This is a genomic window from Oligoflexus sp., from assembly GCF_035638955.1.
Classification (GTDB): Bacteria; Bdellovibrionota_B; Oligoflexia; order Oligoflexales; family Oligoflexaceae; genus Oligoflexus.
The window spans coordinates 1-26683 of the sequence record NZ_DASQYZ010000228.1; the positions used below are offsets into that span (position 1 = coordinate 1).

Below are 26683 nucleotides of genomic sequence, written 5' to 3' on the forward strand. Positions count from 1 at the left end.
GTTGAATTGATAGGGAGGGTGATCAGAATTCTGACCGGGCTTGAGGTTTTTTTGGGATAGTGATTAGGGCTTGGACATCGAGTCACTGAATTTTGGACAGGGGGGAAAGCCCGGTCTGCCCTGAGGACAGGCCGAATAGAGGGGCTTATTGCGGAGCTTCGGGCGGAACGGGAGCGACCATCATTTGCTTCCACTGGAAGCTGGGACCCGTACTATTCTCGGGAGCAGGGGTTCCCTCAGCTGGCATTTGGATTTCACTGGTCCAGGTGATCTTGAGTTCATCTTCATCCACGCCGTCATCGGGAATCTCATATGACTCCTTCCAGCTCAATGGATCCGTTGAAGGCTCATCGATCGACCAAAGGCGCGCTTTGCCCACGGAACCCACGCCGCTGAAACGGACGGTGGAGAGGACTTTGCTGCCGTCGGCGGCTTTGTACTGAGCATCCATCTGCCACGATCCTGCCATCATCCGGGAACCTTCGTGAAAAGGAACCTTGATTTGACAGACCGCCTTGCGACGGTCTTTGGTCAGGGGAGGCAGGCTGGACAGATCGATGACGAGACGTCCCTCGTCATCGAACTTGACCGCCGTGCTATCCAATTTGCTGCACAAGGGACCCAGGAGGCGGACGCGCGAGGGATCATGGATCATTCCCGCGGTCCCGATCAAACCGATGATGCCGATACTTGTAAGGCTCATGTTCGACCTCCGTGGTCAACAGGGGTTCAGCAAGGCTTCCAGGTCAGGTAGTAACGGACCGAGTAAGTCTTGCCGTTATGGGCGGCTTCAGAAATATTGATGGCTGCGTTTTCGCCAGCAGCGTTCAGAGCGATCGTCGACTTGAATGTGACTTCCTTGCCGCAAGGATTCCAGACATATTTGGCGAAGTTGAATTGTTGTTCCAGAAGAACGTCTTTCACGTCGGCATGAGAATCATAGGTGTAGCTCGCGATAGCGGCTTCACCGACTTTGCCGCCCAGGGTGTGGCGCAGCGTGGCAGTCGTGGCGCCGTCTTCCGATTTGATATCGGAGATACCGGCAACGCCGACTTTGCTGGATGTGAAAGTATGACCAGCAGGAATACGGCCATCAAATTTGAACTGGCACACTTTGTTGACGCGCGAACCTTGAGCCGCTGCTTCCAGGTTAGTGAACACGAGATCGAAGGATCCGTCACCGTTGAAGCTGACAAACGAGTCGTCTGCGCTGCAACCGTTGCCGATGAACTTGATGCTGTCTTCATTGACCTGCAGGCGACCATGGCTGACCCAGCCAGAAGCAAAAGCGGAGCTGGAAGCGAGAGCGGCCAAGGCGATCAGTTGTTTCATCATGACTTTTTTCCTCAAGAGAATTCGTTGTTCTGATGAAACAGTTATCTCCTGAAGTGCTGAAACTTTGAACTGATAGGGGCTGGGAAGTTCTGCGGGGATATGATGCGATTCACGTTTACCCCCATCCTCTCTATATAGGTGGGGGCTCGATGTCACTCGTGAGGCTCGTCGTACCACTTATCATCGACCCGACGGCGGTGAATCAAATGCCAGGCCTCACCGGCGAAAATCTTCCCATATTTGAGAAGTTCGGGATCGTCCATTGTTCCCTCGGCGCGGATGACGATGTTCAGCTGGTCAACCTCCTTGGATTTTTCCAGAAGATTGGCCATGTCCTCGCGAGCCTGGGCGTGATTATCATAGAAGATAATCCCATAACGTCGCATGACGGGCGGTGCCGTACGCGCGATCTCGACGGGGGCCTGAGCTTCTCCAGCCTGGCGTTGGGGACGTTGGCCACCACCGCCACTACCCTGCTGATTGCCACCACCGCCTCCTCCGCGACGACGACGATTGCGGTTGCGATCCTGATTCCCGGATCCAGACCCGGGCCCGGAACCCTGTTGATTATTGGGACGTCTATTCAAATTCCCTCCCTGGCGCAACAATCGCGGCGCGGAACAGCTATCAAGGATGACGACAGGCTTCCACTACTTTGGCAATGGCCGCAGAGATCGTCAAGCGTTCCTGTTGCGCCGTATCGCGATCGCGCAGGGTAACCGTTTGATCGTCCAGGGTCTGGGTATCGACCGTGATACAGTAGGGGGTCCCAATCTCGTCATGCTTGGCGTAGCGCTTGCCGATGCTCTGGGCGTCGTCAAAGCTGACGTTAAGTCCGGCGCGACGCAATTCCTTGGCAATGGCTTCGGCTTTTTCCGGCTGACCATCTTTTTTGACCAAAGGCAGCACGGCGGCTTTAATAGGGGCCAAGGCCGGATGCAGCTTGAGGACGACGCGGACTTTCTCCTGACCGTTGGCATCGACGCTTTTCTCTTCACAATAGCCGTCGAGCAGCATGGCCAGAACTGTACGGGTCAGGCCTGCCGCGGGTTCGATGACGTAGGGCACGTAACGCCAGCCGGGCTTGCCTGTTTCCGGATCGGCTTTGTTTTGATCGAAGTAACTCAGCTTGGAACCGGTGGCTGCCCCATGACGCTTCAAATCGTAATCCGTGCGGGAGGCGATGCCTTCCAGCTCACCCCAACCCCAGGGATAAAGATACTCGACATCGTAGCAATCGTCGGAATAGTGGGCCAACTCAGTTTTCTCGTGCTGACGCAGGCGGAAACTCTCCGAGCTGTTCGCATATTTGCGGTACCAGGTCATGCGCTCGTCGGTCCAGTATTTGAGCCACTGATCCTGCGTGCCGGGCTCGATGAAGAATTCCATTTCCATCTGTTCGAATTCGCAGGAACGGAAAATAAAATGTTCCACGACGATTTCGTTGCGGAAAGATTTACCCTGCTGGGCAATCCCAAAGGGAACTTTCATCGATGTGGTTTGCTGCACATTCAAGAATTGCACAAACATCGCCTGCGCGGTCTCAGGCCGCAGATAAACCAGGGAACGTTTCAGGCACTCTTCATATTTCGTGCGCATCTCGCGTTCATCGAGATTTTTTTCTTTGATCTCTTTGAAAAAATCGGCGAGCGGATCCACAGGACCGAGGGTGGTGCGGAACATGCCGTTGAACTGCCGCTCTTCACTCAAATTGGACGAACCGCAGACCGGGCACACATAACCCATGGCGCCCACGGTGCCTTTCAGTTTTTTGCCCGATGATTTGCCGCCTTCTTGAAAAACGACTTCGCTGCCAACTTCGGCGCGCGGGGCCTTGTCACCACGGAAGCGCTCTTTACAGTTGAAGCAGTCGACCAAAGGATCGGAAAAACCGGAGACGTGACCGGATGTCTCCCAGACCTTGGGATGCATAATGATCGAGGCATCGATCCCGACGATATCATCGCGCTCGTAAACCATCGAACGCCACCAGGCGGCGGCAATATTCCGTTTCAACTCGACGCCGAGTGGACCGTAGTCATAGGACGACTTCAGGCCACCGTAGATTTCGGAGCTTTGAAATACAAAGCCGCGGCGTTTGCAGAGAGATACGATTTTTGTCATGAGGTCCAATTCGTTCAAAGCTGCGACTCCTGCCTGGCTGATAAGACTCGAAAAGGGAAAAGATAGACTGTTCCCGATGAGAGCTCAAGGTGGAATCGGAGGGAGGGAAGACTGTGGTGGCCAGTCTGACGAGTCGCGCCGACTTAAGTGTCGAGCAGGCTCAGGGCCACCTCAGGGCTAATGGCGATGCGGGTGCTGCTGGGGCCCCGGGATGCCAGGGATTGTTGAGTCAGGTTTGCCGTGGCCTGGCCGAGTTGAACCTCCTCGCCAATGAGCAAGTCCTTGGGCTCGGGCGCTGGAGTCTTATCGGCTGGAACCAAAGTCAAATTACGGGCCGGGGCCGGTGTTTCCTGAATAGCCTGACGATAGCGACTGAGGTCCATCGGCGTGACATCCAGTCGTTCGATCGGTTGCGTCCCGGTGGTCACGATCTTAATGGTGCGATAGGGCAGGCTATCCGGGCCTTCGTCAGCAGCGTAATGATAAGGAGCGGCCTGATCATCCCATATTTCAGCGGTTGTTTGAGTTTTTTGCTGGGCTATATGCTGCGACAGTCGCATCAATTCATCCTGCAAGGATTCATATTCCTTGCTGGCCTGTGTCTGCTGGTTCGACCAGGGATGCAAAGCCTCACGCAGACGCTGCAAAAGGCGCAGGCTATCTTCCTGATCATGACGATGCAAGGGAGTGCTCAGATGATGCCGGCGTGGATCCCGAGCAGGGTCAATCTGGCTGAAAGAGACGCTGCGGGCTGAACGCAGGGGACTTTTACCCGTGACGCTCTTGGCATTGGCTTCGGATTGTTGCCGTTGCATGCGTATCATGCTGACGGCTGTACGGTGTCTCAATCCCATCTCGGACCTCCTGTCACGCCGTGGGAGACTTTTGCAAATCGTAATTCTTCCTTCGGTCAAAATTTGCTCGAATTGAGTGCAGGGGTCCATTTCCAGGTTTGAGATTTGGCAAAAAGTCGAGCTAAACTGGGGCGGGTGCGAGGGATAACCCGTCCCTTACAAAACGAGGAGTCAGCCAGGCATGAGTTACCGCGTCCTGCTTTTTGATATAGATGGTACCCTGGTGCGCGCAGGAGGTGCCGGCAAGGCAGCTTTGGCCAAGGCTTTGAATCAGCTCTATGCGATCGAGCAGCCCTTTGTGGATATCAACTTCGGCGGGCGTACGGATCAGTCGATCACCCGGGAACTTTTTGAGCGGCATGGGATTCCATGGGATCCGGACGCGGGACAGAAATTTCTGAACCTCTATGCCGATTATTTTCAGGACGCCTTGCAAAGCCGGGCCCCCATTCTTTTGCCCGGCGTGCGCGAGCTGCTGCAAAGGCTGCGCGAAGGTCAAAAGCATCTGATGGGACTGCTGACGGGTAACATTGAGCGCTGTGCGCAGATCAAACTCGATGCCTTTCAGCTTTGGCCGTATTTTGATTTTGGCGGTTTTGGTGATCATCATGAGGATCGTGCGGAAATCGCGGCGGAAGCTTATCGTCGGGCCGTCCGCCTGCGAGGCGGTGAACTGCGACCGCATGAAGTACTTATTATTGGTGATACGCCCGCGGATGTGCGGTGCGCCCGAGCGATTGGAGCGGATGTTCTGATCGTGGGAACAGGACCTGTGGAAAGGTCCGCTATCGATGAAGCGTTACCGGATTATTTTCATGATGATTTATCCGGTCTGGAGACGATCTGGGAGCTGATTCACACAGGTCGGATTTAATCCTTGTGCCAAAACACAGTGGATTCCCAAAGCATGCCCGGGACGCCAATTTTCGCCACGCCCAAGGCGGGATCGATCTGGCCTGTTTTGGCGTCAATGATCTGGATGGTCAAGGCCCCGGCGCGATAGGTCTGGCCTGGCCCAGGAGCGTTGCTGCGAACCAGGTCCGTGACAGTCGGAATCAATTGCGAGCTGATGGGTTTTTGTGGATCAAAGGTCAGGGCCAAAGCGGTTAATTTCTGGGTGCCCGGAGCCCCACTCAAACTGTACACCGGCAGATCACCCGATTGGCTGCGTTTCTGCCATTCCGTGACGAGATGGGATTGGCCGTTGATGACCACGCGGGCCCCTGGGGACAGCTGGGCATTGGCCACGATAATTTTGAACGATAGATCGGCCGCCACGGCTTCGGTGGGATCGACAAACTTGCTGTCGAGCAGCTTAAAGTAATCCACGCCTGTCACGCTGAATTTATCATCGTATTCATGGACATGACGAATCGTGGTGCCCGCGTTGAACGCATAGGTTTCGGTCGAAGTATCCAGATCGAAGTGTCCACCCGGTACGCCACCAGCCTGGCTTTGGGGCTGGCTTTCGGCGTTGTCGGTTGCTGCGGGCACTTCTTCTTCAACGACTTCCGTGGGCACCGTGGTGATGTCACCCGCAGGAGTTTTGCTGGTGAAATTATTTCGATCGCAGGCCACCAGATTGAAAACGAGGAGGCTGACCGCTGTCGCGTATTTCATATGTCATCCCCGGTATGAGTGTCTAATAAACTTATCGGTGACCAGGGGGAAGGGATTGATGCGACTGCATAACGCAATGATCTTATGGGAAAATCCCAGGTTCATTAACGACCGCCGGAGCGGGAAAAATCACCTATTTTACGGATGCCTCGCCTCAGTTCGGTCGCGAAATCAAAAGCACAGTGCCCGCCCCCCTCGGGGGTCTCGGCCTGGACTTTGGCCTGACGATTCTTCCAATAGGCGATGCCTTGCATGGTTTGCGGATAAAGAAAATCCTTTTTCTGAATCAGAAAATACAAAGGGAAATGATTCGCTTCCACGCTGGAGAGTTTGGTAAAAACATCAGGTGGCATGCGCACCGGTCCACCACCACCGCAGAGCATGACGGCTCCACCCTGATATTGGCGAATGCCAGCTGTTAGAAAATCGCCGCTCAGAAAGGTCGAGCCTGCGGAGAAACCCACGAGAATCAAACGCCGACGATCCACGGCCGAATGCTTGGCGTAAATTTCGCGATTCAGAAACGACTCGACGTATTCCACATGCCGGTTGTTGGGTGCATTCGGACCTTCAGGCCAGGTGATGGCCTGGTTGGGCGCCTGCAGAGCCACGGGGATCAGATTGAATTCGCGGCCAGCCGCCTCCAGAGTTTCAAACGAACCCGCGTAACCCTGGGTGTTACCGGAACCATGAAAAAATAGCAAAAGGCCGTGGCTATTGGGGGCGGCACGTTCGGCAAAGGCGGCTGTGTAAAGGCCCGATTTGCCGGTAACGGGATCTTTGAAGGATTGCTCTGTGCGGGTGCCGGCTGGGGCACGTGCGGCGAAAACAAGGGCGAGGACAAGCCATATGCGCATCAGCTCACCTTTAGGCAAGGTTCATGGGGCTGACTGACAGGCCTCCAAAATTCCTGCGGCGTCTTCAGCTGGCTTATCCTGCCAGCGGCTCAGCACGATGGGGAATTTTTGGCGAACCACAGTACAGAATTCCATCTTATCATGCTTGCCAAGTGCTGTCAGGGCGGTTCCAAGGGCACTATTCACGATCCGGCTCAGGGTTTGCTTGCTGCTGAGTTCGAGCACTTCATCACTCGCCCGCAGGTCCTGCAACCACTGCATGAGAAGCCCAGCCTTATGCAATGCTGGTGTTACACCCGGGGCGCGTGTCGCGACCGTGGTTTGAAACACGGCATCCACGGTATGCGCGAGCACGGCGCCGACCACATGGATATCATCAAAAGAAGGAATGCTGCAAAGCTCCAGGGGTGAGCTTTCATTCTTGTTGACCGTATCGGCTCCCAAGCGCACGCTGATGTCAAAGGTTTCACGCCACAGCGTGGTATCCCATATTTTGGGCAGGCCGCCATACATCACCGGACTTTGGACATCGCGGGTCTGTTTAAAGCAGTCAATATCAAAGAGCCCCTTGGCCTCTTTCATGCTGTAGTGGGCGAAGAGATCTGCAAAGCCTTCATTCAGTGAGCCAAAGATATAACCGGGACTGGAGAGAAACGCGCGACGTTCCTTGTGGATTTCCGGATTGCCCGAACGGTCCTGGGCATCGAGCGCGCCGTGGATCGCATGCAATTGACGATGCGATTGCCAGTAATCCAGGTAAGCCTGAAAGCTGACCACAGTGGAATCACCAAACAGAATTTGAAAAATGTGATGCCCGTATTCATGGTGAATGACCACCGGGAATTCCCAAAGCCCTCTGCCGTTGAAGATTCCATCCTGCCTGGCTTCGGCACTCTGCGGGATTACCGAGATCGCATAGAGTTCCGGGCTGAGCGTATCATCGGCGAAGGGGGAATAGAACGCGTTATCGGTTTGAATCGTAACGGTCTGAGTGGCTGTTTGGGTTTTCGTTCCATCCATGCGGATGGTTTCCTCAACGCGCTTCACATCCTTTTTATACTTGGGAAAAAGGCCGAGACCGATCGGTGGGATGCTCGGGAGTTTGAGCAGAGGCGTCACGTCCTGAAGTTTTTTGTAGAACGCAAAAGAATCCTCCACCGCTTTCTTCAATTGCAAGGCCACCGCTTCCAGACTGCCGTCTGGAGCCAAAGGGGCACAAACCTTCAGTTCCTGGCGTTCGCCCTGGACAGTGTAGCGCATATCCGTTTTGTTGGTGAGCTCGCGTTCGAAGGTGCGGCTATCCAGGATTTTTGTGGTGATGGCGATCGTTTCCTCTTCCGTATCCTGATATCCAAACCACGCGCCTTGGACGGCTGAACCCCTGATCGCTTGAGCTTCCGAGCGCGTCTCACAACCAGCATCCGCCAGGGCCAAAGACAGAGGAGATCCGTAAGTTTGCGTCTTAAATACCAGCGGTTCGCTGACCTTCGGTGCGGGGGCTTCGGGAGCTGCCACGGTCACGACTTTGGTGCGCGTCCTGGGCTGACAGGCGACGTCCACCAAGGCAAGAACACAGACCGATAGACAAGCCAATTTTTTCTTCATTGGAAATTCTCCTTACCGGGGCGCGGAGAGACGGGCGGCACCTGATTCTGGGATTGTACAGGCAGAGGTTATGGCACACGCTGCCCTTGCTCGCAAGCAGTTTAGCAGCGTGTTTTTTGGTTAATTTGGCTAATTCATTTGTGCGGGAAAGACGGCCCGCTCAACAGCTCTTGATAGACGCGGAGATTGCCCTGGACCATGGACTGCAAAGAGAATTCACGGGCGACGTGCGCGGTCGCTCCTTGCCGCAACGTTTCAAGCAACGGCGGATCACGCAGAAGGCGCTCCAGATTATCGGCGAATTTTTGAAAATCCTTGGCTGGGGCCAGAAGGCCTGTTTGATTATGGAGAATGATTTCAGGTATCCCACCCACGGCGGTTGCGACCAGTGTACACCCGCTATGCACGGCATCGAGCAGACTTGTGCCGAGCCCTTCGTCCTGCGATGAGAGGGCGAAGATATCAGTGGCCGCGAGCAGCTGGGCGACATCCTGACGAACACCCAGGAAGCGTAAACGATCCTGACCAAGGCCGAGTTCAAGCGCCAGAGCTTCGGCCGCCGATCGCAGGGCTCCATCACCAGCAATATAAGCGAAAAAAGGCAAACCTCGGTCGCGCACCACAGCCAAAGCCCGAATCAACGTTGCATGATCCTTTTGCTCGGTGATGTAAGCAAGGTTGCCGATAATAGTCTTTTCAGGTGGAATCTGCCATTCCGCAGCCAAAAAACGCCGAGCTTCCCTTCGATCGATGCCCTGAAATGGTCCCGCATCCACAGCACTGCGCACCAAAGCGAGACGTGTGCCGGGCACACCGAACTCAGCAAGAATACGCTGGATGGCACTGGAAATGCAGATGTACCGGTCGATGGAGGGATGCAGGTACTTGCGTCGGTGCCAGGAGCCGGGGGCTGGTGGGTAATCAACCCGACGATGGACCACGAGCTTCACATCGGGACAAAGTTTTTTCACGAATAGACCCAGATTGTGGGCGCGCCCCGATTGACAATCGATGAGCTGAATCCCATGCTGACGAACATAGCGGGCAACCGCGAAGGCTGCGGTCAGGATACGTGCTCCACGCATCGGCACCGCCAGGGTTTGGGCCAGATGCGACAGGCGCGCGATCGCTTCACTGCCGGGTGGCGCTGCAAGATGCCACTGCCATGTTTCATTCTGCACCGATTGCAGGAGGAGGCGAATTTGGTTTTCTCCCCCACGCCAGGTGCTTTCGCTATCGATGTGCAAAACTTTGAAAGGCATTCATCCCCTCGACTTCGCTTGTTGCGGCATCGTATTCATGATAGAAACAGGGGACAACACCTTTTTCCACCCTGCGGAGGTTTTTTCGATGAAGCAACGCTGTCTGGCACTGCTCCTGATCGTTCCCTTTCTGCTTGCGAGCCCCGCGTGGGCCCTGTTTGATGCTCAGGTTCTGACGGGCAAACGTTCGACCGATTTTAAATTCGGAGGCGTAAGCAACACCGAATCCGGAACCGAATTGAAAGTTGCCGCTCACCTGGATCCCATTCCCCTGGTGCCGGTTGGCTTCGGTCTCTCCTTGAGTCAAATCAACTGGGACAAGTCGGATAAACTCGCCTACAAGTCCCTTGATGGATTTGAAGTGGGTCTGGAAGTCGAAGCCTGGCTGCCGATCGATCTGGGCGGTCTGCAATTTTATGGCAAACTCGGCTACACCATCGCGGGCGCTTACGTGGCCACTGCGGAAACCGCCGGCCAGGAGTATAAGCTTGCGTACAAGCCATCGGGGACTTATATCAACGTCGGTGCCAAGTACAACTTCCTCTTCCGCCTGGGTGTGATGCTGGAAGTCGAGCAGGGTACCCGCGAATTGAGTTTCGACGAGGTAAAAGACCTGCCAGCAGGCATAGATCCGGCACTTTTCAAGCGTGATGGTGACGCGACAAATACAAGTTTCCTGCTTGGCGTCCAAGCCGGCCTCTGAATATTCGGTTTTTAAGTAAGATTTTAAGACTTTGATTTCATTGACATAAATAGCCGACCCTGCGCTCCTGATTAAAGTTGATACCGAGGCTGCCGATAGACTCCTTATCAAGTTCGCAGGAGAGGGGTCATATGAAAAAGGTCACTGAAATAAAAAGCCGCAATCTCCGCAAGGAACGCAACGCCGACATTCTTCGTCGCATGCGCGGTGGAGAACAGCTGGCAAGTTTCAACAGTTATGCGAGTTGGTTTCCGCCACGTCCTATCATTCAGAAGGACATTCACGCCCTGCAGGAGCTTTATGGAAACGATGTCGTTGCCATGAATGCTGCACAAGGCGAGTCGCGCGAAGGCAACGGTTCCGATATGATGCCGCTGCGTTTGGCATAAGTTCCCTGTCCCCAAGAATCCAAGGCCTGGCTCTGTCCGGGCCTTTTCTATTTCAACGGACCAAGGCTCTGCTGCCATGAAATAAACCAGGGAACCCCACCCGCACACATTCGCGTGCAATAGAGATCGGGATTATCCTCAAGACTGCAGGCCTTTTGTCGATGCATTAAGTCAGCCGGACCAGGGACCGAAAGTCCTCACGTCCCAGGCGGACTGGAGGAGAACGCATGGAATGGACAAGGACCGATGAGGCCCCTTACCCTTTGCGCTGGATCGCAACCAACGCGCCTTTGAACTACCAGCTTTATGAAGTGTCGGCCTGCACCGTCGGAATTCTGACATCGGAAAATCTGAGTAGCCATGACTATCTGGTGATGGAGGCCGAGGGGCGCCGCATTCCGCTTAGGGTTGCGGAGATTCTGCCGCCTGTCCGCCCCGATCAAGGTCCCATGATCAAACGCTATCGATTGAGCTGCCTCGACTGCTTGATGGAACTCGATCGACTTCTTGCCCCTGATGCGTCCAGCGAGCGCCGTTTGCAATTTCCTCGCTGCCCTGTGAACCCCAGGATCTACGTGGAAGCCCGTTGGCCTGGTCGGGAACATCTGGAGATGCTTGAATCCGTTGATATCTCCCGCTCGGGTCTGCTGCTGCGGTCGGTCCAGGGAAGTAACTATGTCAGCATGCCTAACGATACCGCCTTTCCCTTGCGCTTGGATGTCGCTCGCCTCTGGCTGCCGGAATCCGTGCAACCCCTGGCGCGCATCGTGCGCACCTACCAGGCTTACGAAGAATTCAAAACCTTTTCCTATATAGCCGTTCAGCTCATCGATTGGAGCAGCCGTGAAGCGGATACTTGGAACCGACTGCTTCGTCGGATTGAACGCGGCTTTTTGCCCGGCCTTGCCCACAGTGTAGAATCAAAGCTTTGATCGTGGAAATCCCTTCCCCTTTCGGTTAGGTTGGGACAAGGACTCTCATCGTTGCGCTTTGGCTGCACGAGCAGGAGGCCCAGTATTTCAATTTTTTATTTGGACGGAAGCGCCCTCGGGGGAACAAAGTGGTTCATAAAGACGGAAAGCACGATGCAAAGGACTCCATTATGGAGGAAAGTTTGCAGCATTTCGCCAGCGATGTCGGCATCGTCTGTGCCTTGGAAGCTGGCGGCAAAATCACGCCGCAGGAGGCTTACAAGCAGATCAAGGCCAGGTGGAAAGAATTGAAAAAGGCCAAGAAGGCCCTTTATCCCAAGGATAATAAAGATCCTGATGACGACAAGAGCGGCGACTGATCAACGCGGATAGAGCGCAAGGATCGCAGCTGCATCCCAGCTCGTGATCGTGCTCACACCTTCATAGCCCATAATCGAGGGATGCAGAGTTTCGCCGCGAACGCCCCGGCTGAATTCATGCCCCAGACCCCAGAAGTGACCCACCTCATGGGTGGCTGTCAGCAGATAGGTCTCTTTGAACTTGTCCAGCGCATCGTGGAATATGAAGATCTGGCTATCGACGATGCTGTAATTCTGAAAATCCACGACCGGTATCGTCACTCCGAAAACAGCCAGGTCCTCCTGGGTCTCCAGCCGATAGCTTCGCACCAGGTTGATGCAATGCTGATTCACATCGTTCCAAGGTTTGGGATTCTTGACGATTTCGACGTCATAAGTCAGCCCCCCCATCGTCCCGCTTGCATCGCCGGTCGAAAGGCTCCAGTCGGTGACGGATTTACGGAAGGTCGCCTGGTCGGCCGCACTGAGATCTCCACAGATGGAAACCTTCACCGGTTGAGCCCAACCGATCGCCACGCCAGCGCCAGCGATATACTGATAGGTATTATCGCGCTGAGGGAAGGCCTTCTGCTGGCCATCGACCCGCGTGAAGGTCATGGCCCCGAGATAGTTGCCAAGCTCATCGGAATCACTGATCAAAATACTGAAAATCCGTTGGTCCGCCGAGACACTATAATGTTCCGCAACGACAGGATCCTCGCTCACCTCTGTGATATCCCAGCGACCATTCACTTCTGTGAATTCCAGAACAGGGTAATCCGTGAAGCCTGAACCTTGGGCTCGGTAATAGAGTTTGTCACCATTCTGCTCGAAGCTATAGATGCTCAGTTCGCTGCCCGTCTCGGAATTCTCAGTACTATTCTGGTCTTCCAATTCGTCCTGGCTATCGATGGTATCGATCGTGGTCGTATCCACCTTGGGGGCGAAGACAGTGAACCCAGCGAGCGTGTAGTCATTGAAGTTGGAAAGGGTGCTGCTGGTCAGAAAACTATCCTGATCACCGCTGGTCCCTTCGAGCATAACCTTAGGATCACCCAATACAAAATAACGGTCCGGAACCGCCGTGTTCTTGCCTTTTTTGGAGGATCGTCCGCAGGAGGTGACGAACACCATGCTGCAGCACAGGGCCACGAACAGAAAGTTTCGAGACAGCAAAGCCTGGATTGTCAATGGATTGGAGCCAAGGGTGAGGCGCGTCTGTTGCATGCACATCAGCAAAAATCCCTTATGATACATCTTTTCTCGCGTATGTCAGCACAGGGCTTTACGGCGGAATTACTGAGAAGTTGAGAGTCTTTTCAAAAAATTCAACTTCGTCAGTCATCCCACGGAAATGTCGGAAGGCCTGGTGTTCGCGATTGAGCACCGGGATGAAATTTTTCTACAAATTTCCTACAGAATTGCATCAAATTATGACTTTTTGACGTAAATGAGTGTTCTCAATGTGCGCTCACAAGTGTTTTTGTACGGAAACGTAGGTTTTTGAGTGGCTTAGTTCGTCATTTTTTTACATAAAGAAAGTGTTCAAGAGGAAAAATCGGGATATAACCGGCTCAACACATACGGATGTGAAGATCTTTCAAAGCTCGCGTACTGTCAAAAAGTTTGAACTTTTTGCAAGAAAGGGAGGGTAGGATGAATCCCCGAAGTCAGGCGGCGTCGATCTTGCTTCAGCACTCAGAAGATCGCATTCGCCGGGAACGACAGCTCGATGTTCTGCGCATGGCGGCAGTCAACCTCGAGAAGAGTGCAGGGTTCGTGGATGGACTCAAAGAAATTTTGGGTTCGCTGGAAAGGCACTGTGATCTGGTTCTTGGTCGGATCAACTTCCTCGATGGTGTCATCGACATCGGCAAGGAAATTCGTGCACCTGGTGGGGAAAAGCCCATCGACCCCCAGGTGGAAGAAGCGATTCAGATGGCGAATCAGGATGTGCTTCGAAACTGGAGACCGAAAATGGTTCCAGTCCCCAACTTCGAAGGTTCCCGATTCCACAGTACCTTCGAAGTCGATCGCGGTGTTCAGCTCTATGTTTTGAGTCATCCCATTAAATTCAACGAACGGAAAATGGGAACTCTGACCGCAGTCAAAGTTTGTTACGGCAGCTTCGAACCCAAGACCGAACAATCCTTCCTGTCCGTCCTGACTTCCATGATCGCCCAATCGGGTATGATTAATCGCTTTTATCCCGACCAGCAGCAAGACCCAGCCGCTCCCCAAACTTCGTTGCCGACCCTTGATAAGGTGAAGTTCGATCGTTCGCCTATCATAGGTAACTCCAAAGCCATGGTGGGGGTGTTCGAGCTGATGCAACAGGTCGCCGATACCGACACCACCGTTTTGATCCTCGGTGAAAGCGGTGTGGGCAAGGAGCTGATTGCGGACGCATTGCATCGCAACAGCGTGCGTCGCGGCAAGCCTTTCATCAAGGTCAACTGCGCGGCACTGCCGGAAACCCTTTTGGAAAGCGAACTCTTCGGCCATGAACGTGGGGCTTTCACCGGCGCGCATACGCAGAAGAAAGGTCGTTTCGAACTGGCCAGTGGCGGCACCATTTTCCTGGATGAAATTGGCGATCTGTCGCTGACCACCCAGATCAAGCTCCTCCGTGTTTTGCAGCAACGTGAATTTGAACGCCTCGGCGGTGTTTCCACCATCAAGACGGACGTTCGAGTGATCGCGGCGACCAACCGCAATTTGGAAGAGATGATCGAACGGGCTCAGTTCCGCCAGGATCTGTACTACCGTTTGAATGTGTTCCCTATTCATGTGCCGGCCTTGCGCGAACGCAAGACGGATGTGATGCCCCTGACCGATTTCTTCATCGAAAAGTATCGCAAGGTGCACAACAAGAATATTCGTCGTATCTCGACGCCTGCCATCGACATGCTCACCAGCTATCATTGGCCAGGGAATGTTCGTGAACTTGAAAACTGCATGGAACGCGCCGTTCTGCTGAGTAACGAAGGCGTCATCCGTGGACATCACCTTCCCCCCAGTCTTCAAATCGCCGAAAGCACGGGCGTTGAAACTGGCAACAACCTGAAGACGACCCTTGAGTCGATGGAACGTGAATTGATCCTGGATTCGCTGAAAGCCAGCAAAGGCAATATGGCAAAAGCAGCCCGTGAACTGGGCCTGACTGAACGTGTAATGGGTCTGCGAGCTAAAAAATACAACCTCGATCCTCGCAAGTTCCGCAAACCGAATTCCTGATTTTCTGTCCTTTTTTCAGCGCGGTGGCATTCCCTCTCTGGTTAAACAGAAGGATGCCACCGCCTGGTAACTCCCTCCTTCGGTATTGTCCCCAACCCTGACGATTCCCTGAACTTTCATTCTGTGCCATGATCATGCCTTAAAAAGGAGGAATGATGATGAGCGATCGCATGTGCTGTTGGGCCCTGGGTTTCATCGTGCTAGGCACGCCGGCTTGTCAGAAGAATGGCAGTAGTTCGCGAAGTGCACCGGCCCCTGCTCTCAATCCCGATGCTCCGCCTGCGACCTCAGATGTGGTCACCAAGCCTGTGCCTGGGGATGGACAACAGCCCGGCCCGACACCCGCTCCCACCTTGCCACCTCGATATTATGCCTATATTGGGGGAGGCAGCGGCCAGATTGGAATCTATAAATTCGAAGTGCCGGCCGGGAACCTGCTCCCTTTGAAAAATGTGCCGCTCGCAGGTGCCGTGACGAGTTACATGGCCTTTCATCCGACCTCACCCTGGCTTTACGTGACCAACGAAAGTGGAACCGGTGCGGTGATGGCATTTTCAATCAATCCCGACAATGGCGAACTCACCAAACTCAACGAGATATCAGTCAACGGCGGTGGGCCCACGCACGTGAGTGTGGATCTCACCGGCAAGTATGTGATGACGGCGAATTACGGGACCGGGGAAATCAATAGTTTTGCGATTCAACCCGATGGACGTCTGGGACCCGCGCTGGCCAGCACGATTGCGGGACAGAATGCGCATCAGATTCTCAGTGCACCTTCAGGGACGGCTGTTTACGTGCCGTGCCTGGGATCCAATTATGTGGCCCAATATACGTTGAACACCCAGACCGGACAGTTGACCGCTCTGACGCCACCGAATCTGAATCTCCTGACCGGCGGACCGAGGCATATGGCCTTCCATCCGAAGAATCCCTGGGCTTATGTTTTGAAGGAGTTGAATAGTACGATTCAGGCGGTCAGTCTGGAAGCGCCCACGCAGCAGCTCAAACTTCTGGGCACCGCGTTGTCGACCCGTCCGGTAGCTGGCGGGAATAACACCGGAGCCGAGGTGCAGGTGCACCCCTTGGGGTCATTTGTTTACACGTCCAATCGGGGTGATAATACGATAGCTTTATTCACCGTCAATCCCGATGGAACACTGACCTATAAGAGTGTCACACCCACGGGCGGAACCGTTCCGCGGCATTTTTCCATTATTCCGAATGGCAAATGGCTTCTGGCCGCGAACCAGGACTCAGGAACGGTTACGGTTCTGGAATTGAATCCAGAGACCGGAGCTTTGACGGCGCGGGGGCAACCGACCAGTTTTCCCGTTGCCCAGTTTGTTGAGGTCATCGATTTGAATCGATATAAGACCACGCGCTTACGATAAATCCTTGGGCGTTGTGTGGGTTCGCCATTCCTTATTCAGAATCAGGCGTGCCCCTTTTTTATAGGTGACATACGACCAGGCCCACTGCATGAAGACCAGCAGGCGATTTTTAAAACCAATCAAATAATAAATGTGAACCACAAGCCACGCGAGCCAGGCAATAATTCCGTGCAGCTTGATCGGACCCATTTCCGCAATGGCCTTGTTGCGACCAATGGTGGCCATCGCGCCTTTGTCGAGATAGCGGAAAGCTTCGATCGGCGCTCCTTTGAGTCGGGACTTGATGGCTTTGGCCACATATTTACCCTGCTGACTCGCCACAGGAGCAAGACCTGGCAGAGGTTTGCCGTCTGGCCCGGGAAAGTGTGCCTGATCACCCAGCACAAAGACCTCGGGAAAATCCTTCAGACTGCAGTCGCTCTCCACCATCACGCGGCCGCCGCGATCGAGGGCCACACCGAGCGTTTGATTCACCCCGGTTGGTGCCACGCCTGCAGCCCAAACCACAGTGGAGGCCGCGACAAACTCATTGCCGATAAAAACACCTTCGGCGGTGATGTTGGTTACGCGTGAATTGGTCCATACATGCACGCCGAGTTTTTCCAGATCCTCGGTGGCCTTCTCGGACAACGTCGGCGCAAACGATGCGAGAATGCGCGGACCGGTTTCAATCAGGATGACCCGGGTGCGCGCGGGATTAAAATTCTTAAAATCCTGCGCGAAGGTATGACGACTGAGTTCGGCGATAGATCCCGCCATCTCCACTCCCGTAGGACCGCCACCGACGATGATAAAAGTTTGGGCTTTTTTCTGTTTTTCGGCGTCTTTTTCCTGTTCCGCCATCTCAAAGGCCAGCAGAATACGGCGCCGAATTTCAGTGGCCTGCTCCAGGGTCTTAAGACCAGGGGCATCACTCTCCCATTCATTTTTCCCAAAGTAACTGTGCTTGGCTCCACACGCCAAAATCAGATAGTCATAGGTAAAGACCTGACCATCCATCACAAGATTTTTAGCGGCGAGATCCACTTTATCCACATGTCCAAGCAGGACGCTGGTGTTCTTATAGCCGGCCAGCACGGCCCGAATGGGAACCGCGATATCAGCAGGACTCAAAGCAGCCGTGGACACCTGATAGAGCAAAGGCTGAAACAGGTGGTGGTTGCGCTTATCGATCAGGGTGACGCGAACGTCTTTCATTCGCCCCAATTTTTTTGCAGCGTTCAGACCGGCAAATCCAGCCCCGACGATGATCACGTGTTTCGTCATATTATCTCCCAAGGTCGTCCTGGTTATTGTAAACTAGATCGCCAATTGAGGCTACAGCGGGGTGAACCATGCAGGCCGTGATCGTCGGAGCTACAGGACTGGTTGGGGGTTGTGTCATTCAAGAGCTTTTAGCTGAACCGCGTTATACGCATGTGACCAGCATCGGTCGCCGATCGCAGGCGCCGCAGGTGAAAAAATGGACGGAGCGCATTGGGCCCATGTCTGATATGGACGCTCTCTGGAGCGAAATACAGGCGGATGTTGCGTTCTGCTGTCTCGGCACCACGATTCGCAAGGCGGGGTCCCAGGAGGCTTTCGCGGAAATCGATTGGCATCTGCCCGTACGCTTTGCCCGCGTTGCTCGACAAAAAGGCGTGAAACAGCTGCATGTGGTCTCGTCACTTGGGGCGGACGCGCGATCGAAGACGTTTTATCTTCAGACCAAAGGCCGGATGGAAGAGGACTTGAAGACTTTGGGATTTGAAACTCTGGTGATCTACCGACCCTCGCTCCTGCTCGGTGAGCGGGAGGAGAAGCGACCCTTTGAGCATTTTTCGGCTGCGGCCTATCGCTTTGTTGAACCCTATTATCCGCGTTTTCTGCAAACCTGGAAACCCATTGATGCCAAGGATGTTGCGCAGGTGATGGTGCAGCAATCTCTGGCGGGAATACCGGGGACGCGGATTATGGAGAACCGCGACATGCATGCCCAGCCTGATCAATCCTGATCGGACGAAAGAAATGAAATTTCCGGAATGGGCGGGGCGGCAGGCTGATGATTTTTCTTGCAAAGTCAGACAGGGCAAGGGAAGGATTGGATTTCTGGACGGGGGCTCCGATAAGTATGTAGACATAGGAGTCTTAGTCCATGGCGATCAAGAATCGACACACCGGTTCCCTTCTGCTGAGTTTTGCCTTCCTGGCCGCATGTCAGGGACCGCAAAAATCTCAGGACGAAACCGTCACGCGTCAGGAGCCCGCCCTTGAGAGTGCGCAGGGTGATGCCTCTGAGGGTGTGGTCGGACCAGACGAGGCTTTCTTTGCTGCGTATTACCTGGAACTGGTGTTTCGGTATTCTCAGGAAAACCCCAGCCCCACCGTGGAACCTGGTATCGGCGTAACGGTGGCACCGGCCACGGTTTCCGCTTTTGACTATCTTGCGAATTTCACCGATCGACGTCTGCAGCTCATGGCCCAGTCCCTGTTTGCACACGGTGATGCGGATCGCGACGGTAGTTTTTCCGAAAGTGAATTTGCCAATTTGAAACTGGATCCTTCACTCCTGGGTGGGGGCAGTGACAAAGTCCCGCATGCCTTTGAGTCAGCACTCTTCGCCCGTGTCGCTGGGCATGATGAACTGGTGCAGTTGGATGAATGTGTCGACTTTTTACGGGATATTGGGCCGGCAGTCAGGACCATGCTGGATCGATCTTCGGCCCAGGATCAACGTCGCCTGCTGGTGAAATCCTGGGAAAACGTTCTCGGTCGCTATGATACAGACCAAAATGGAAGCCTGAGCCTGCAGGAACAACGCGACCTTCGCAAAGATCGCGCCCTCTTGATCAATCGCCTGACTGGCGAATAAGCCAGACAACAGCCGTGCACACCAATATGCGATAAAGCCACCGGAACGTGGATCGGTGACGGACGCGCTTGTATCCACCTTGCTCCCTGATATTTGACTCCTTTCGACAGATCAGCTAGGAACTGTTCTGGAGTTCACATTTTCGTAGGTCTTCAAGAAGGGAAACGGGCTATGGATCGTAACTTGGCATTGGAATTTGTGCGTGTGACCGAATCGGCGGCCTTGTCAGCGGCTCGCTGGGTGGGACGCGGAGATGAAAACGCGGCGGATCACGCAGCTGTCGAATCCATGCGTAGCGCTTTTGACTCCATGCAAATTGACGCAACAATCGTAATTGGTGAAGGCGAGCGCGATGAAGCGCCCATGCTTTATATCGGCGAAAAAGTGGGCAAAGGTGGCCCTATGATTGATATCGCCTGTGATCCTCTGGAAGGCACCTCGATTACTGCCAAAGGTGGCAGCGAAGCCTTGGCCGTTATTGCGGCTGCTGAGCATGGCAACTTCCTGCATGCCCCTGACACTTACATGAAAAAATTGGCGGTTGGCCCCGCGGCGCGTGGCGTTATCGATATCAAAGAAACGCCAACCTGGAATCTGCAGCGCATTGCGAAAGCCATGGGCAAGAAGGTTCAGGACTTGACCGTCATTATTCTCGATCGCCCCCGTCACCAGGAATTGATCGGCGAAGTGCGGCAGGCTGGTGCCTGTATTCGTTTGATTGGCGATGGTGATGTGTCCGCGGCGATTGCCACGGCTGATTCCGGCACCGGTGTCGACGTTCTGATGGGCGTTGGCGGGGCACCAGAAGGTGTGATCGCAGCCGCGGCTCTGCGTTGCCTGGGCGGCGAAATTCAGGGCATTTTGCAATTCCGTAAGGATACGGAACGCTCGCGTGCCAAGGCCATGGGTATCACCGATGAAAATCGAGTCTATGGCATTGAAGATCTGGCCAAAGGGAATGTGATGTTCATTGCCACGGGCGTGACCAACGGTTCCTATCTCCGTGGCGTGCGCTATACGCAATACGGAGCGACCACGCATTCGATCGTGATGCGTTCGCAAACGGGAACCATCCGCGAGATCACCAGCCGTCATCACTTTGCGACCAAGCCCAACTACGGCTGGTAACAGTACGGACTTGCAGTGACCATGAACGGGCGACTCTGCCAACAGCCCCATGATGACTGATGGCAGAGTCTCATCAAGGCTGGAAGGCCTTCTTAGTTATGCATGCTTAGAGTCAGCGCATAGCTATTGAAGCTGTATTCACTGGTATCTGATTCACCACTCGAGAATGCAAGCTGACCACCCAATTCCATGGCAGGAGCCAAATCAAAGCCACCGCTCAGGAAGATCTGAGTCGCATCTGAGTCCTCGTTGCCACTCTCATTGCCAACCGACAGGAACGCAACTTCCACGCGGGAATTGTCGCTGACGGCTGATTCCAAAATCACGCCGTAAGTGGTTTCTGTTTCCAGCGTTTGGGTGGGTCCTTCGATGCCGCCGTAATCGGCTTGATCAAAGACAAGACCGAGCGCCAGGACCGGCATAATTTTGTAACGACCATGCAGGCTGATGGTTTGGGCCGCGTTGGCATTGGGCTTATCTTCATCTTCGTTGGACGTTGTCAAAGCCAGAGAGGCTTCCCACAGGTCCTGATGCACAGTAGCACCTACAGTAAATGTGTTATAGCTGTAGGATTCCGAGCCAGCTGGGGCCTCGTCCTCACCGCTGATGATATTGATGGAAGCGCCCAGGCTGAACATGGGGTTAAGGGAAAATGCCACGGTAGGCTTGATTTCGGTTTCTGATCCCGTGAATTCAGCGCCAGCGTTTTCCAGCTCGGACGTGACGTAATGCACATCCGCACCTAATACAAGCTGGCTACTCAAGGCTTGTGCATAACCGGCAGCGAGGTTCTGGCCGCTGATATCTGCTTCGCTCGTTGCGGGTTTGGAATCCGCAGTGCCGTTGACAAGACCCGCCAGAGCCTCAAAACGGCCCCCCTTTACCTGATAGTATTGAGAAGGTGATACAATAGAGGGACTGGACAAAAGAAAGTTTTCGAAGGCAGCACCCTGTTCCTGGGCCAGGGCTGGCATTGCAACGGCGGAAGCAGACAGGAGCACGCATTTGGCAGAAAGTTTCATCATCAGATCCTTTTTCAAAAAAGAAAAGAAAAAGGTAATGGCCTCGGCATGAAAAAGCAATCGTGAGGTGCATGCATCTGTGAAAATACCTATCCTTGATCTGGGAGTTTTGGCCAAATACCTTCTGCCTGCCACGATCCTGGCGGGGATAGTGATCTATTTATTCATTCGATCCATCGTGGTTTTCTTCTGGCAAGCGACTCACAGCACGAAAGTCCAGAAAAAAGTTGGGGAGCTGCGCAAGAAGCAGGCCAAGCCTTCCCAGGTTGTGGTACGGAAAACCGACCTCTTCGCACAACTGACCAGTGAGCAAAGAAAAGTTTATGCCCGGGCCAAGGAACTGGCCGAGCTGCAGCAGTTTGTGGAGGCCGCCAAACTTTTTGAGTCGATCAATTTTCAACGTAAAGCCATCGATCTTTTAGAGGTCAGTGGCAACATTGAGGAAGCCTGCGGGATCCTGCTGCGCATGGGTGTTCCCTACCGCGCCGCTGTTCTGTATGAACGCAACGGCTATTTTCAAAAAGCCGGCGAATATTTTCTTAGGGATGGCAAGCTGGATCAGGCGGGGCGTTGTTTTGAAAGGCTAGGCGACAAGGATTTTAACTATTACCGTCGAGCTGCTGAATGCTATTTGAAAGCTGGATTGATTGATAATACCCTTGTGGCCTTGAGCCGCCTGGATGCCAATCGTGATGTCCTGAGCATCGCCCTCGAGCACGAGCGATTTAACTTTTTGCAGCGCTATCTGGATCTGCCGTTTCATGCCCAAACCCTGCTGAGTGAATTGACGGTGGTGCAGGTGGAAGGGTTGGTGAAGTCCTTGCCTATGACGCCTCAGGCGGCTTTAAGCGCTGCGCATTGGACCATGTATCGACCTGACGAACCTTTGATCGTGGCTGTCCTGCAGAAGCTTGCCGGCAATAAGGAGCTGGCCCAGTTGTTCTGGAGCCGGCTCGATGATAGTTTCTGTGAATTTATTTGTGGGCTTTTACCGACATTGGCGAAAAAGCCCCCGGTCGAAGTTCTTCTGCTGCATATTGAAGCGTTATTGGCTATCGGGCGTTTGCCCTTTGCCGAACGACTCCGCGAGGTGGCGGGTGAGAGCGCAGCACCCAAGCCGCCCACGCTCGCCATCGGTTTGTGACTTAAGCCAGGACATCCTTCAGAAAACGACCTGTGTGGGAAGCTTTGACCTGGGCCACCTGCTCGGGCGTCCCCTGAGCCACGAGCCCACCTCCGGCCTTGCCGCCCTCAGGCCCGATATCTATCACCCAATCGGCACATTTGATGACATCCAGGTTGTGTTCGATCACGACGACACTGTTGCCCGCTGCGACGAGGCGCTGGATCACATCGAGCAGATGCGCGATATCCTGGAAGTGCAAACCTGTAGTGGGTTCATCCAGAACATAGAGCGTTCGACCCGTATCACGCTTGGCCAATTCCCGGGCCAGCTTGATCCGCTGGGCTTCACCGCCGGACAGCGTGGTTGCGGATTGACCTAAGGAAATATACGAGAGACCCACTTCCATCAACGTATCCAGCACCTGCATGATCTTGGGATGCTTACTGAACACGTCACGGGCTTCGCGGATCGAGAGTTTTAAGATATCGGCAATGGAATGACCCTTATAAAGGATCTCGCAGGTCGTGGTATTGAAACGGGAACCCTTGCAGGCTTCACAGGGCACGAACACATCGGCGAGAAAATGCATCTCGACTTTGATGAAGCCATCACCCTGACAAGGCTCGCAGCGACCGCCTTTCACGTTAAAAGAAAAGCGACCCTTGGTGTAACCGCGCATCTGGGATTCCGGTAGCATGGCGTAGAAATCACGGATCAGATCAAAGACCTTGGTGTAGGTCGCCGGGTTACTGCGCGGTGTGCGGCCGATCGGCTTTTGGTCGATGTTGATGACCTTGTCGATGTGTTCCAGGCCGCGAATTTTCTTATGGCGACCGATTTCCACATCGGCGTCATGAAGCTTTTTCGCCAGAGCTGGATAAAGAATATGATTGATCAGCGTGGATTTTCCCGCGCCTGACACGCCGGTCACGGCGGTCAGCACCCCGAGTGGAATGCTGACATCAATATTCTGCAGATTGTTTTCCTGGGCTCCCTCGATCACAATACTCCGCTTTTCATCGCGTGGACGGCGCTGCTGCGGGGCTTCGATCTTGCGTTTGCCACTGAGGTATTGGCCCGTCAGTGACTTCGGTTCATTCAGGACCGTCTTGAGTGGCCCGCTGGCAACGATGTGACCACCTTCGGTACCGGCACCGGGACCAAAGTCGACAATCCAATCCGCAGCCTCGATCGTCTCCTGATCATGTTCCACCACAATCAAGGAGTTGCCCAGGTCGCGCAGATGCTTCAGCGTACCCAGAAGTTTCTGGTTGTCGCGTTGATGCAAACCGATGGACGGCTCATCCAGAATATAGAGGACGCCCGTCAGCTCCGAACCAATCTGCGATGCGAGGCGAATCCGCTGCGCTTCACCCCCCGAGAGGGTCGGTCCTTTCCGATCGAGACTGAGGTAATTGAGTCCGACGTTGACCAGAAAGCTAAGACGCGCCTGGATTTCCTTAAGCAGTTCCTTGGCAATGAGTCTTTGATTTTCGGTGAGCTGCAGCTGCAACATAAAGGCCCGGCAATCTTCAATCGACATCTGGCACAGCTCGATAATGGATTTGCCGTGAACCAGGACGGACAAAACTTCCGGTTTGAGCCTTTGTCCGTCACAACTTTCGCAGGCCTGCGAGGACATGAATTTGTTATACCACTCCTTCATGCCTTCCGACTGCGTGCTGAGATAACGCCGCATCATACTCTTCAAAAGGCCTTCATATTCCGTCTCCCAAGTGCCTTCGCTGCGGGCCCCTTGCCATTTGACGGACAGTGATTTCCCAGGTTCGCCATGCAGGATAAGATTCTGATGCTTTTTGCTGAGCTTGGACCAGGGCTTGTCGAAATCGATGCCCCATTGCTTGCGCATGGCTTTGAAGCGTCCCTGACTCCAGCCGCCTTCCTTGCTGTCGCCATTTTTGAAATAGGAAGCCCAGGGCACGATGGCCCCTTCGCTTATGGACAGGGACGGATCGGGAATGACTTTGTCGGCATCCATGGCGACGACGGTACCCAGACCATTGCAGGTGGTGCACATGCCAGCTGGAGCATTGAAGGAAAAGAGCGGCGGATCGAGTTCGGGGTAAGCGATCCCGCAGCAGCTGCGTTCCTCGCTCATGCGCAGATCCGAGCCATTCTCGGCATGGACAATGATTTTACCCTGACCGCGTTTCAAGGCCTGTTCCACCGAATCCGTCAGCCTTTGCCGAAACGTGGCTCCTGGTTTGACGATGAGTCGATCAACAACGGCCTCAATGCTATGCTTTTTATGTTTTGCCAGATCCTGCACATCGGTGATGCTGACCACCGAACCATTGACGCGCACGCGTTCATAGCCCTGGGATTGCAGGACTTCAAGGACCTCCCTATGGGTGCCCTTGCGATGCTCAATGAGAGGCGCCAGGATTAGAATTTTCGTGCCTTCCGGCATCTCCTGGATCTGCTGCACCATGCTGGCCGCATCACCCCGACCCACTTTCTTGCCACATTTGTAGCAATGCTGGACGCCCACGCGGGCATAAAGAACACGCAGATAATCATACACTTCGGTGATGGTGCCAACCGTCGAGCGAGGGTTTTTACTGGCCGATTTCTGTTCGATGGAAATCGTCGGGGCGAGGCCGCGAATGGATTCATATTTCGGCTTGTCCATCTGCCCGAGAAACTGCCTTGCATAGGATGACAGTGACTCGACATAGCGTCTTTGCCCTTCGGCAAAGATGGTGTCAAAGGCGAGACTGGATTTGCCGGAACCGGAGACGCCTGTAAACACAACCAGTTTCTTTTTAGGAATACTCATCGAAACATTTTTAAGATTGTGCTCTTCCGCGCCACGGACAACAAGTTCATCACTTTCGAGTGCAGCTGATGCGACATACTGAGGCTGGGCAGAGGTCATGTGAGGTATCCTTATGCGAAATACCGGTCAACCATACTTTTGTACAAACGAAAAATCCAGCAGGTTTTCGTTGGACTTTATTGGGCGGGGGCGCTAATTGATGGCAGCTATGGCTCACTTGGTCCGCCTGCCTTTGGGAGATCCTTTGACATGTATTATCTGATGCGGTTGCTTTCCCGAACGCTCGGCCTTCTGTCGCCAACCGCCCTTGAACGACTGGCCGCGACGCTGACCTTTTTTGTGTTCGATCTCTTGCGTTTCAGGCGTAAGCTGATGCTGCAAAATTTGGATCGCGCCTTCCGCACAACCAAAAGCGATCGGGAAAAACTGCAGATTGCCCGCGCCGCCGTCTATAACTTTGTTCAAACTCTGCTGGAAACTCTGCGTTCCTCGACCTCGCCCCTGGCTCAGAATATTGAACTCAGAGGTGCTGAACATATGCGAGCGGCTCTCGCCAAAGGCCGCGGTGTGTATGTGCTTTGCTTTCATATGGGCAACTGGGAAGCTATGGCAGCCAAAGTTTCCAAGGAATTTGCGCCGGTGTATGCGGTGATGAAGACCATTGGCTCCCCCGGCATGAATCGATTCGTGGAAGAACTGCGGACATACAACGGCCTGCATTGGATCAAACGAGACAAAAAGGGTGATGGCTTTCGCGGCATTCGCGAGGTGCTGGCCCAGGGTAATATCGTCGGCTTTATCATCGATCAGGCGCGACCCGGCGAACCTCGTCTGCCGTTCTTCGGTCATCCGGCGAAGACGAATACCAGCTTTGCCGCGATCTGGCGGCGCATGCAAGCCCCTATCGTGCCGGTGCATATTCATCGCGTGGGATTTGGCCAGCATGTGGTGACCTGCGAGCCGGAATTAACGATGGACCATAATAAAGGTCAGGTTTCCGAAGATGCCCTGCGCAACTCACAGCAGTTCAATGATGTTGTGGAACGCATCGTTCGGCAGTATCCGGAACATTACTTCTGGTTTCATAACCGCTGGAAATAATCGTG

The 26683-nt window shown here is 54.1% G+C and carries 25 protein-coding genes; 12 read left to right on the forward strand and 13 right to left on the reverse strand.

The genetic code is table 11. The annotated features are described in order from the left end of the window. Positions 1 to 145: 145 nt before the first annotated feature. The 5 genes from VE954_RS21440 to VE954_RS21460 all read right to left on the reverse strand — a co-directional run bounded on the left by VE954_RS21440 (position 146) and on the right by VE954_RS21460 (position 4313). Complete coding sequence (locus tag VE954_RS21440; protein ID WP_324956577.1) at positions 146 to 703, reverse strand: hypothetical protein; 558 nt, start codon at positions 701 to 703, stop codon at positions 146 to 148. Positions 704 to 729: 26 nt separating this feature from the next. Next, the gene (locus VE954_RS21445; protein ID WP_324956579.1) at positions 730 to 1335 is read right to left on the reverse strand and encodes a DUF4360 domain-containing protein; all 606 of its coding nucleotides are present in this window, start codon (positions 1333 to 1335) and stop codon (positions 730 to 732) included. A gap of 152 nt (positions 1336 to 1487) precedes the next feature. Continuing rightward, positions 1488 to 1922, reverse strand: coding sequence for a hypothetical protein (locus VE954_RS21450; protein ID WP_324956581.1), 435 nt, complete (start codon positions 1920 to 1922; stop codon positions 1488 to 1490). A gap of 40 nt (positions 1923 to 1962) precedes the next feature. Continuing rightward, positions 1963 to 3477 carry a glycine--tRNA ligase gene (locus VE954_RS21455; RefSeq protein WP_324956583.1) on the reverse strand — a complete coding sequence of 505 codons (1515 nt, stop codon included), beginning with the start codon at positions 3475 to 3477 and terminating at the stop codon, positions 1963 to 1965. 125 nt (positions 3478 to 3602) lie between these two features. Next, positions 3603 to 4313, reverse strand: a complete 711-nt coding sequence (locus VE954_RS21460) for a hypothetical protein (protein WP_324956585.1) — start codon at positions 4311 to 4313, stop codon at positions 3603 to 3605. 181 nt (positions 4314 to 4494) lie between these two features. Between VE954_RS21460 and VE954_RS21465 the strand changes: the two genes are divergently transcribed. Further along, positions 4495 to 5187 carry an HAD family hydrolase gene (locus VE954_RS21465; protein ID WP_324956588.1) on the forward strand — a complete coding sequence of 231 codons (693 nt, stop codon included), beginning with the start codon at positions 4495 to 4497 and terminating at the stop codon, positions 5185 to 5187. Here VE954_RS21465 and VE954_RS21470 read toward each other — a convergent pair. From VE954_RS21470 to VE954_RS21485, 4 genes are all read right to left on the reverse strand, one after another. Then, entirely contained in the window at positions 5184 to 5933 is a 750-nt protein-coding gene (locus VE954_RS21470) for a hypothetical protein (RefSeq protein ID WP_324956590.1), read from the reverse strand. The genes VE954_RS21465 and VE954_RS21470 overlap by 4 nt on opposite strands. A 104-nt stretch (positions 5934 to 6037) precedes the next feature. Then, positions 6038 to 6790 carry a hypothetical protein gene (locus VE954_RS21475; protein WP_324956592.1) on the reverse strand — a complete coding sequence of 251 codons (753 nt, stop codon included), beginning with the start codon at positions 6788 to 6790 and terminating at the stop codon, positions 6038 to 6040. Between the two features lie 21 nt (positions 6791 to 6811). After that, on the reverse strand, positions 6812 to 8395 hold the full coding sequence (locus VE954_RS21480) for a hypothetical protein (RefSeq protein ID WP_324956594.1): 1584 nt from the start codon (positions 8393 to 8395) through the stop codon (positions 6812 to 6814). A 134-nt stretch (positions 8396 to 8529) separates the two neighbouring features. After that, on the reverse strand, positions 8530 to 9657 hold the full coding sequence (locus VE954_RS21485) for a glycosyltransferase family 4 protein (RefSeq protein ID WP_324956596.1): 1128 nt from the start codon (positions 9655 to 9657) through the stop codon (positions 8530 to 8532). Positions 9658 to 9745: 88 nt separating this feature from the next. Between VE954_RS21485 and VE954_RS21490 the strand changes: the two genes are divergently transcribed. The 4 genes from VE954_RS21490 (at position 9746) to VE954_RS21505 (ending at position 12040) form a co-directional block, all read left to right on the forward strand. Further along, positions 9746 to 10360, forward strand: a complete 615-nt coding sequence (locus VE954_RS21490) for a hypothetical protein (RefSeq protein WP_324956597.1) — start codon at positions 9746 to 9748, stop codon at positions 10358 to 10360. Between the two features lie 131 nt (positions 10361 to 10491). Beyond that, the gene (locus VE954_RS21495) at positions 10492 to 10749 is read left to right on the forward strand and encodes a hypothetical protein (RefSeq protein WP_324956599.1); all 258 of its coding nucleotides are present in this window, start codon (positions 10492 to 10494) and stop codon (positions 10747 to 10749) included. Between the two features lie 227 nt (positions 10750 to 10976). Continuing rightward, positions 10977 to 11681 (forward strand): hypothetical protein, encoded by a 705-nt coding sequence (locus VE954_RS21500; protein ID WP_324956601.1) that lies wholly within the window; start codon positions 10977 to 10979, stop codon positions 11679 to 11681. 170 nt (positions 11682 to 11851) lie between these two features. Next, positions 11852 to 12040 carry a DUF7219 family protein gene (locus tag VE954_RS21505; RefSeq protein ID WP_324956603.1) on the forward strand — a complete coding sequence of 63 codons (189 nt, stop codon included), beginning with the start codon at positions 11852 to 11854 and terminating at the stop codon, positions 12038 to 12040. On the opposite strand, the gene VE954_RS21510 is transcribed toward VE954_RS21505, so the two are convergent. After that, positions 12041 to 13246, reverse strand: a complete 1206-nt coding sequence (locus VE954_RS21510) for a hypothetical protein (RefSeq protein WP_324956605.1) — start codon at positions 13244 to 13246, stop codon at positions 12041 to 12043. Between the two features lie 429 nt (positions 13247 to 13675). On the opposite strand from VE954_RS21510, the gene VE954_RS21515 reads away from it, so the two are divergent. Then, complete coding sequence (locus VE954_RS21515) at positions 13676 to 15256, forward strand: sigma-54 interaction domain-containing protein (RefSeq protein ID WP_324956607.1); 1581 nt, start codon at positions 13676 to 13678, stop codon at positions 15254 to 15256. A gap of 158 nt (positions 15257 to 15414) precedes the next feature. Continuing rightward, positions 15415 to 16650, forward strand: coding sequence for a lactonase family protein (locus tag VE954_RS21520; RefSeq protein WP_324956608.1), 1236 nt, complete (start codon positions 15415 to 15417; stop codon positions 16648 to 16650). Here VE954_RS21520 and VE954_RS21525 read toward each other — a convergent pair. Next, positions 16642 to 17916: an NAD(P)/FAD-dependent oxidoreductase gene (locus VE954_RS21525; protein ID WP_324956610.1), complete on the reverse strand. Its 1275-nt coding sequence runs from the start codon at positions 17914 to 17916 to the stop codon at positions 16642 to 16644. The genes VE954_RS21520 and VE954_RS21525 overlap by 9 nt on opposite strands. Before the next feature lie 68 nt (positions 17917 to 17984). Between VE954_RS21525 and VE954_RS21530 the strand changes: the two genes are divergently transcribed. The 3 genes from VE954_RS21530 (at position 17985) to glpX (ending at position 20629) form a co-directional block, all read left to right on the forward strand. Beyond that, the gene (locus VE954_RS21530) at positions 17985 to 18644 is read left to right on the forward strand and encodes an oxidoreductase (RefSeq protein WP_324956612.1); all 660 of its coding nucleotides are present in this window, start codon (positions 17985 to 17987) and stop codon (positions 18642 to 18644) included. 140 nt (positions 18645 to 18784) lie between these two features. Next, positions 18785 to 19501: a hypothetical protein gene (locus tag VE954_RS21535; RefSeq protein WP_324956614.1), complete on the forward strand. Its 717-nt coding sequence runs from the start codon at positions 18785 to 18787 to the stop codon at positions 19499 to 19501. Between the two features lie 171 nt (positions 19502 to 19672). After that, a complete protein-coding gene (gene glpX, locus VE954_RS21540) occupies positions 19673 to 20629 on the forward strand; it encodes a class II fructose-bisphosphatase (RefSeq protein WP_324956616.1) in 957 nt (318 codons plus the stop codon). A 92-nt stretch (positions 20630 to 20721) separates the two neighbouring features. On the opposite strand, the gene VE954_RS21545 is transcribed toward glpX, so the two are convergent. Further along, positions 20722 to 21654: a hypothetical protein gene (locus VE954_RS21545; protein ID WP_324956618.1), complete on the reverse strand. Its 933-nt coding sequence runs from the start codon at positions 21652 to 21654 to the stop codon at positions 20722 to 20724. Positions 21655 to 21730: 76 nt separating this feature from the next. On the opposite strand from VE954_RS21545, the gene VE954_RS21550 reads away from it, so the two are divergent. Continuing rightward, positions 21731 to 22795, forward strand: a complete 1065-nt coding sequence (locus VE954_RS21550; RefSeq protein WP_324956619.1) for a hypothetical protein — start codon at positions 21731 to 21733, stop codon at positions 22793 to 22795. Position 22796: 1 nt separating this feature from the next. Here the strand turns inward: VE954_RS21550 and uvrA are convergent, their stop codons facing one another. Then, entirely contained in the window at positions 22797 to 25676 is a 2880-nt protein-coding gene (uvrA, locus tag VE954_RS21555; protein WP_324956621.1) for an excinuclease ABC subunit UvrA, read from the reverse strand. 150 nt (positions 25677 to 25826) lie between these two features. On the opposite strand from uvrA, the gene VE954_RS21560 reads away from it, so the two are divergent. Then, positions 25827 to 26678, forward strand: coding sequence for a lysophospholipid acyltransferase family protein (locus VE954_RS21560; protein ID WP_324956623.1), 852 nt, complete (start codon positions 25827 to 25829; stop codon positions 26676 to 26678). Positions 26679 to 26683: the final 5 nt, after the last annotated feature.

Bases quoted from the DNA above. Each gene is read 5' to 3' on its own strand.
- VE954_RS21440 (WP_324956577.1), bottom strand. From the start codon at position 703: ATGAGCCTTACAAGTATCGGCATCATCGGTTTGATCGGGACCGCGGGA.
- VE954_RS21445 (WP_324956579.1), bottom strand. From the start codon at position 1,335: ATGATGAAACAACTGATCGCCTTGGCCGCTCTCGCTTCCAGCTCCGCT.
- VE954_RS21460 (WP_324956585.1), bottom strand. From the start codon at position 4,313: ATGGGATTGAGACACCGTACAGCCGTCAGCATGATACGCATGCAACGG.
- VE954_RS21465 (WP_324956588.1), top strand. From the start codon at position 4,495: ATGAGTTACCGCGTCCTGCTTTTTGATATAGATGGTACCCTGGTGCGC.
- VE954_RS21470 (WP_324956590.1), bottom strand. From the start codon at position 5,933: ATGAAATACGCGACAGCGGTCAGCCTCCTCGTTTTCAATCTGGTGGCC.
- VE954_RS21475 (WP_324956592.1), bottom strand. From the start codon at position 6,790: ATGCGCATATGGCTTGTCCTCGCCCTTGTTTTCGCCGCACGTGCCCCA.
- VE954_RS21480 (WP_324956594.1), bottom strand. From the start codon at position 8,395: ATGAAGAAAAAATTGGCTTGTCTATCGGTCTGTGTTCTTGCCTTGGTG.
- VE954_RS21485 (WP_324956596.1), bottom strand. From the start codon at position 9,657: ATGCCTTTCAAAGTTTTGCACATCGATAGCGAAAGCACCTGGCGTGGG.
- VE954_RS21490 (WP_324956597.1), top strand. From the start codon at position 9,746: ATGAAGCAACGCTGTCTGGCACTGCTCCTGATCGTTCCCTTTCTGCTT.
- VE954_RS21495 (WP_324956599.1), top strand. From the start codon at position 10,492: ATGAAAAAGGTCACTGAAATAAAAAGCCGCAATCTCCGCAAGGAACGC.
- VE954_RS21500 (WP_324956601.1), top strand. From the start codon at position 10,977: ATGGAATGGACAAGGACCGATGAGGCCCCTTACCCTTTGCGCTGGATC.
- VE954_RS21505 (WP_324956603.1), top strand. From the start codon at position 11,852: ATGGAGGAAAGTTTGCAGCATTTCGCCAGCGATGTCGGCATCGTCTGT.
- VE954_RS21510 (WP_324956605.1), bottom strand. From the start codon at position 13,246: ATGCAACAGACGCGCCTCACCCTTGGCTCCAATCCATTGACAATCCAG.
- VE954_RS21515 (WP_324956607.1), top strand. From the start codon at position 13,676: ATGAATCCCCGAAGTCAGGCGGCGTCGATCTTGCTTCAGCACTCAGAA.
- VE954_RS21520 (WP_324956608.1), top strand. From the start codon at position 15,415: ATGAGCGATCGCATGTGCTGTTGGGCCCTGGGTTTCATCGTGCTAGGC.
- VE954_RS21525 (WP_324956610.1), bottom strand. From the start codon at position 17,916: ATGACGAAACACGTGATCATCGTCGGGGCTGGATTTGCCGGTCTGAAC.
- VE954_RS21530 (WP_324956612.1), top strand. From the start codon at position 17,985: ATGCAGGCCGTGATCGTCGGAGCTACAGGACTGGTTGGGGGTTGTGTC.
- VE954_RS21535 (WP_324956614.1), top strand. From the start codon at position 18,785: ATGGCGATCAAGAATCGACACACCGGTTCCCTTCTGCTGAGTTTTGCC.
- glpX (WP_324956616.1), top strand. From the start codon at position 19,673: ATGGATCGTAACTTGGCATTGGAATTTGTGCGTGTGACCGAATCGGCG.
- VE954_RS21545 (WP_324956618.1), bottom strand. From the start codon at position 21,654: ATGATGAAACTTTCTGCCAAATGCGTGCTCCTGTCTGCTTCCGCCGTT.
- uvrA (WP_324956621.1), bottom strand. From the start codon at position 25,676: ATGACCTCTGCCCAGCCTCAGTATGTCGCATCAGCTGCACTCGAAAGT.
- VE954_RS21560 (WP_324956623.1), top strand. From the start codon at position 25,827: ATGTATTATCTGATGCGGTTGCTTTCCCGAACGCTCGGCCTTCTGTCG.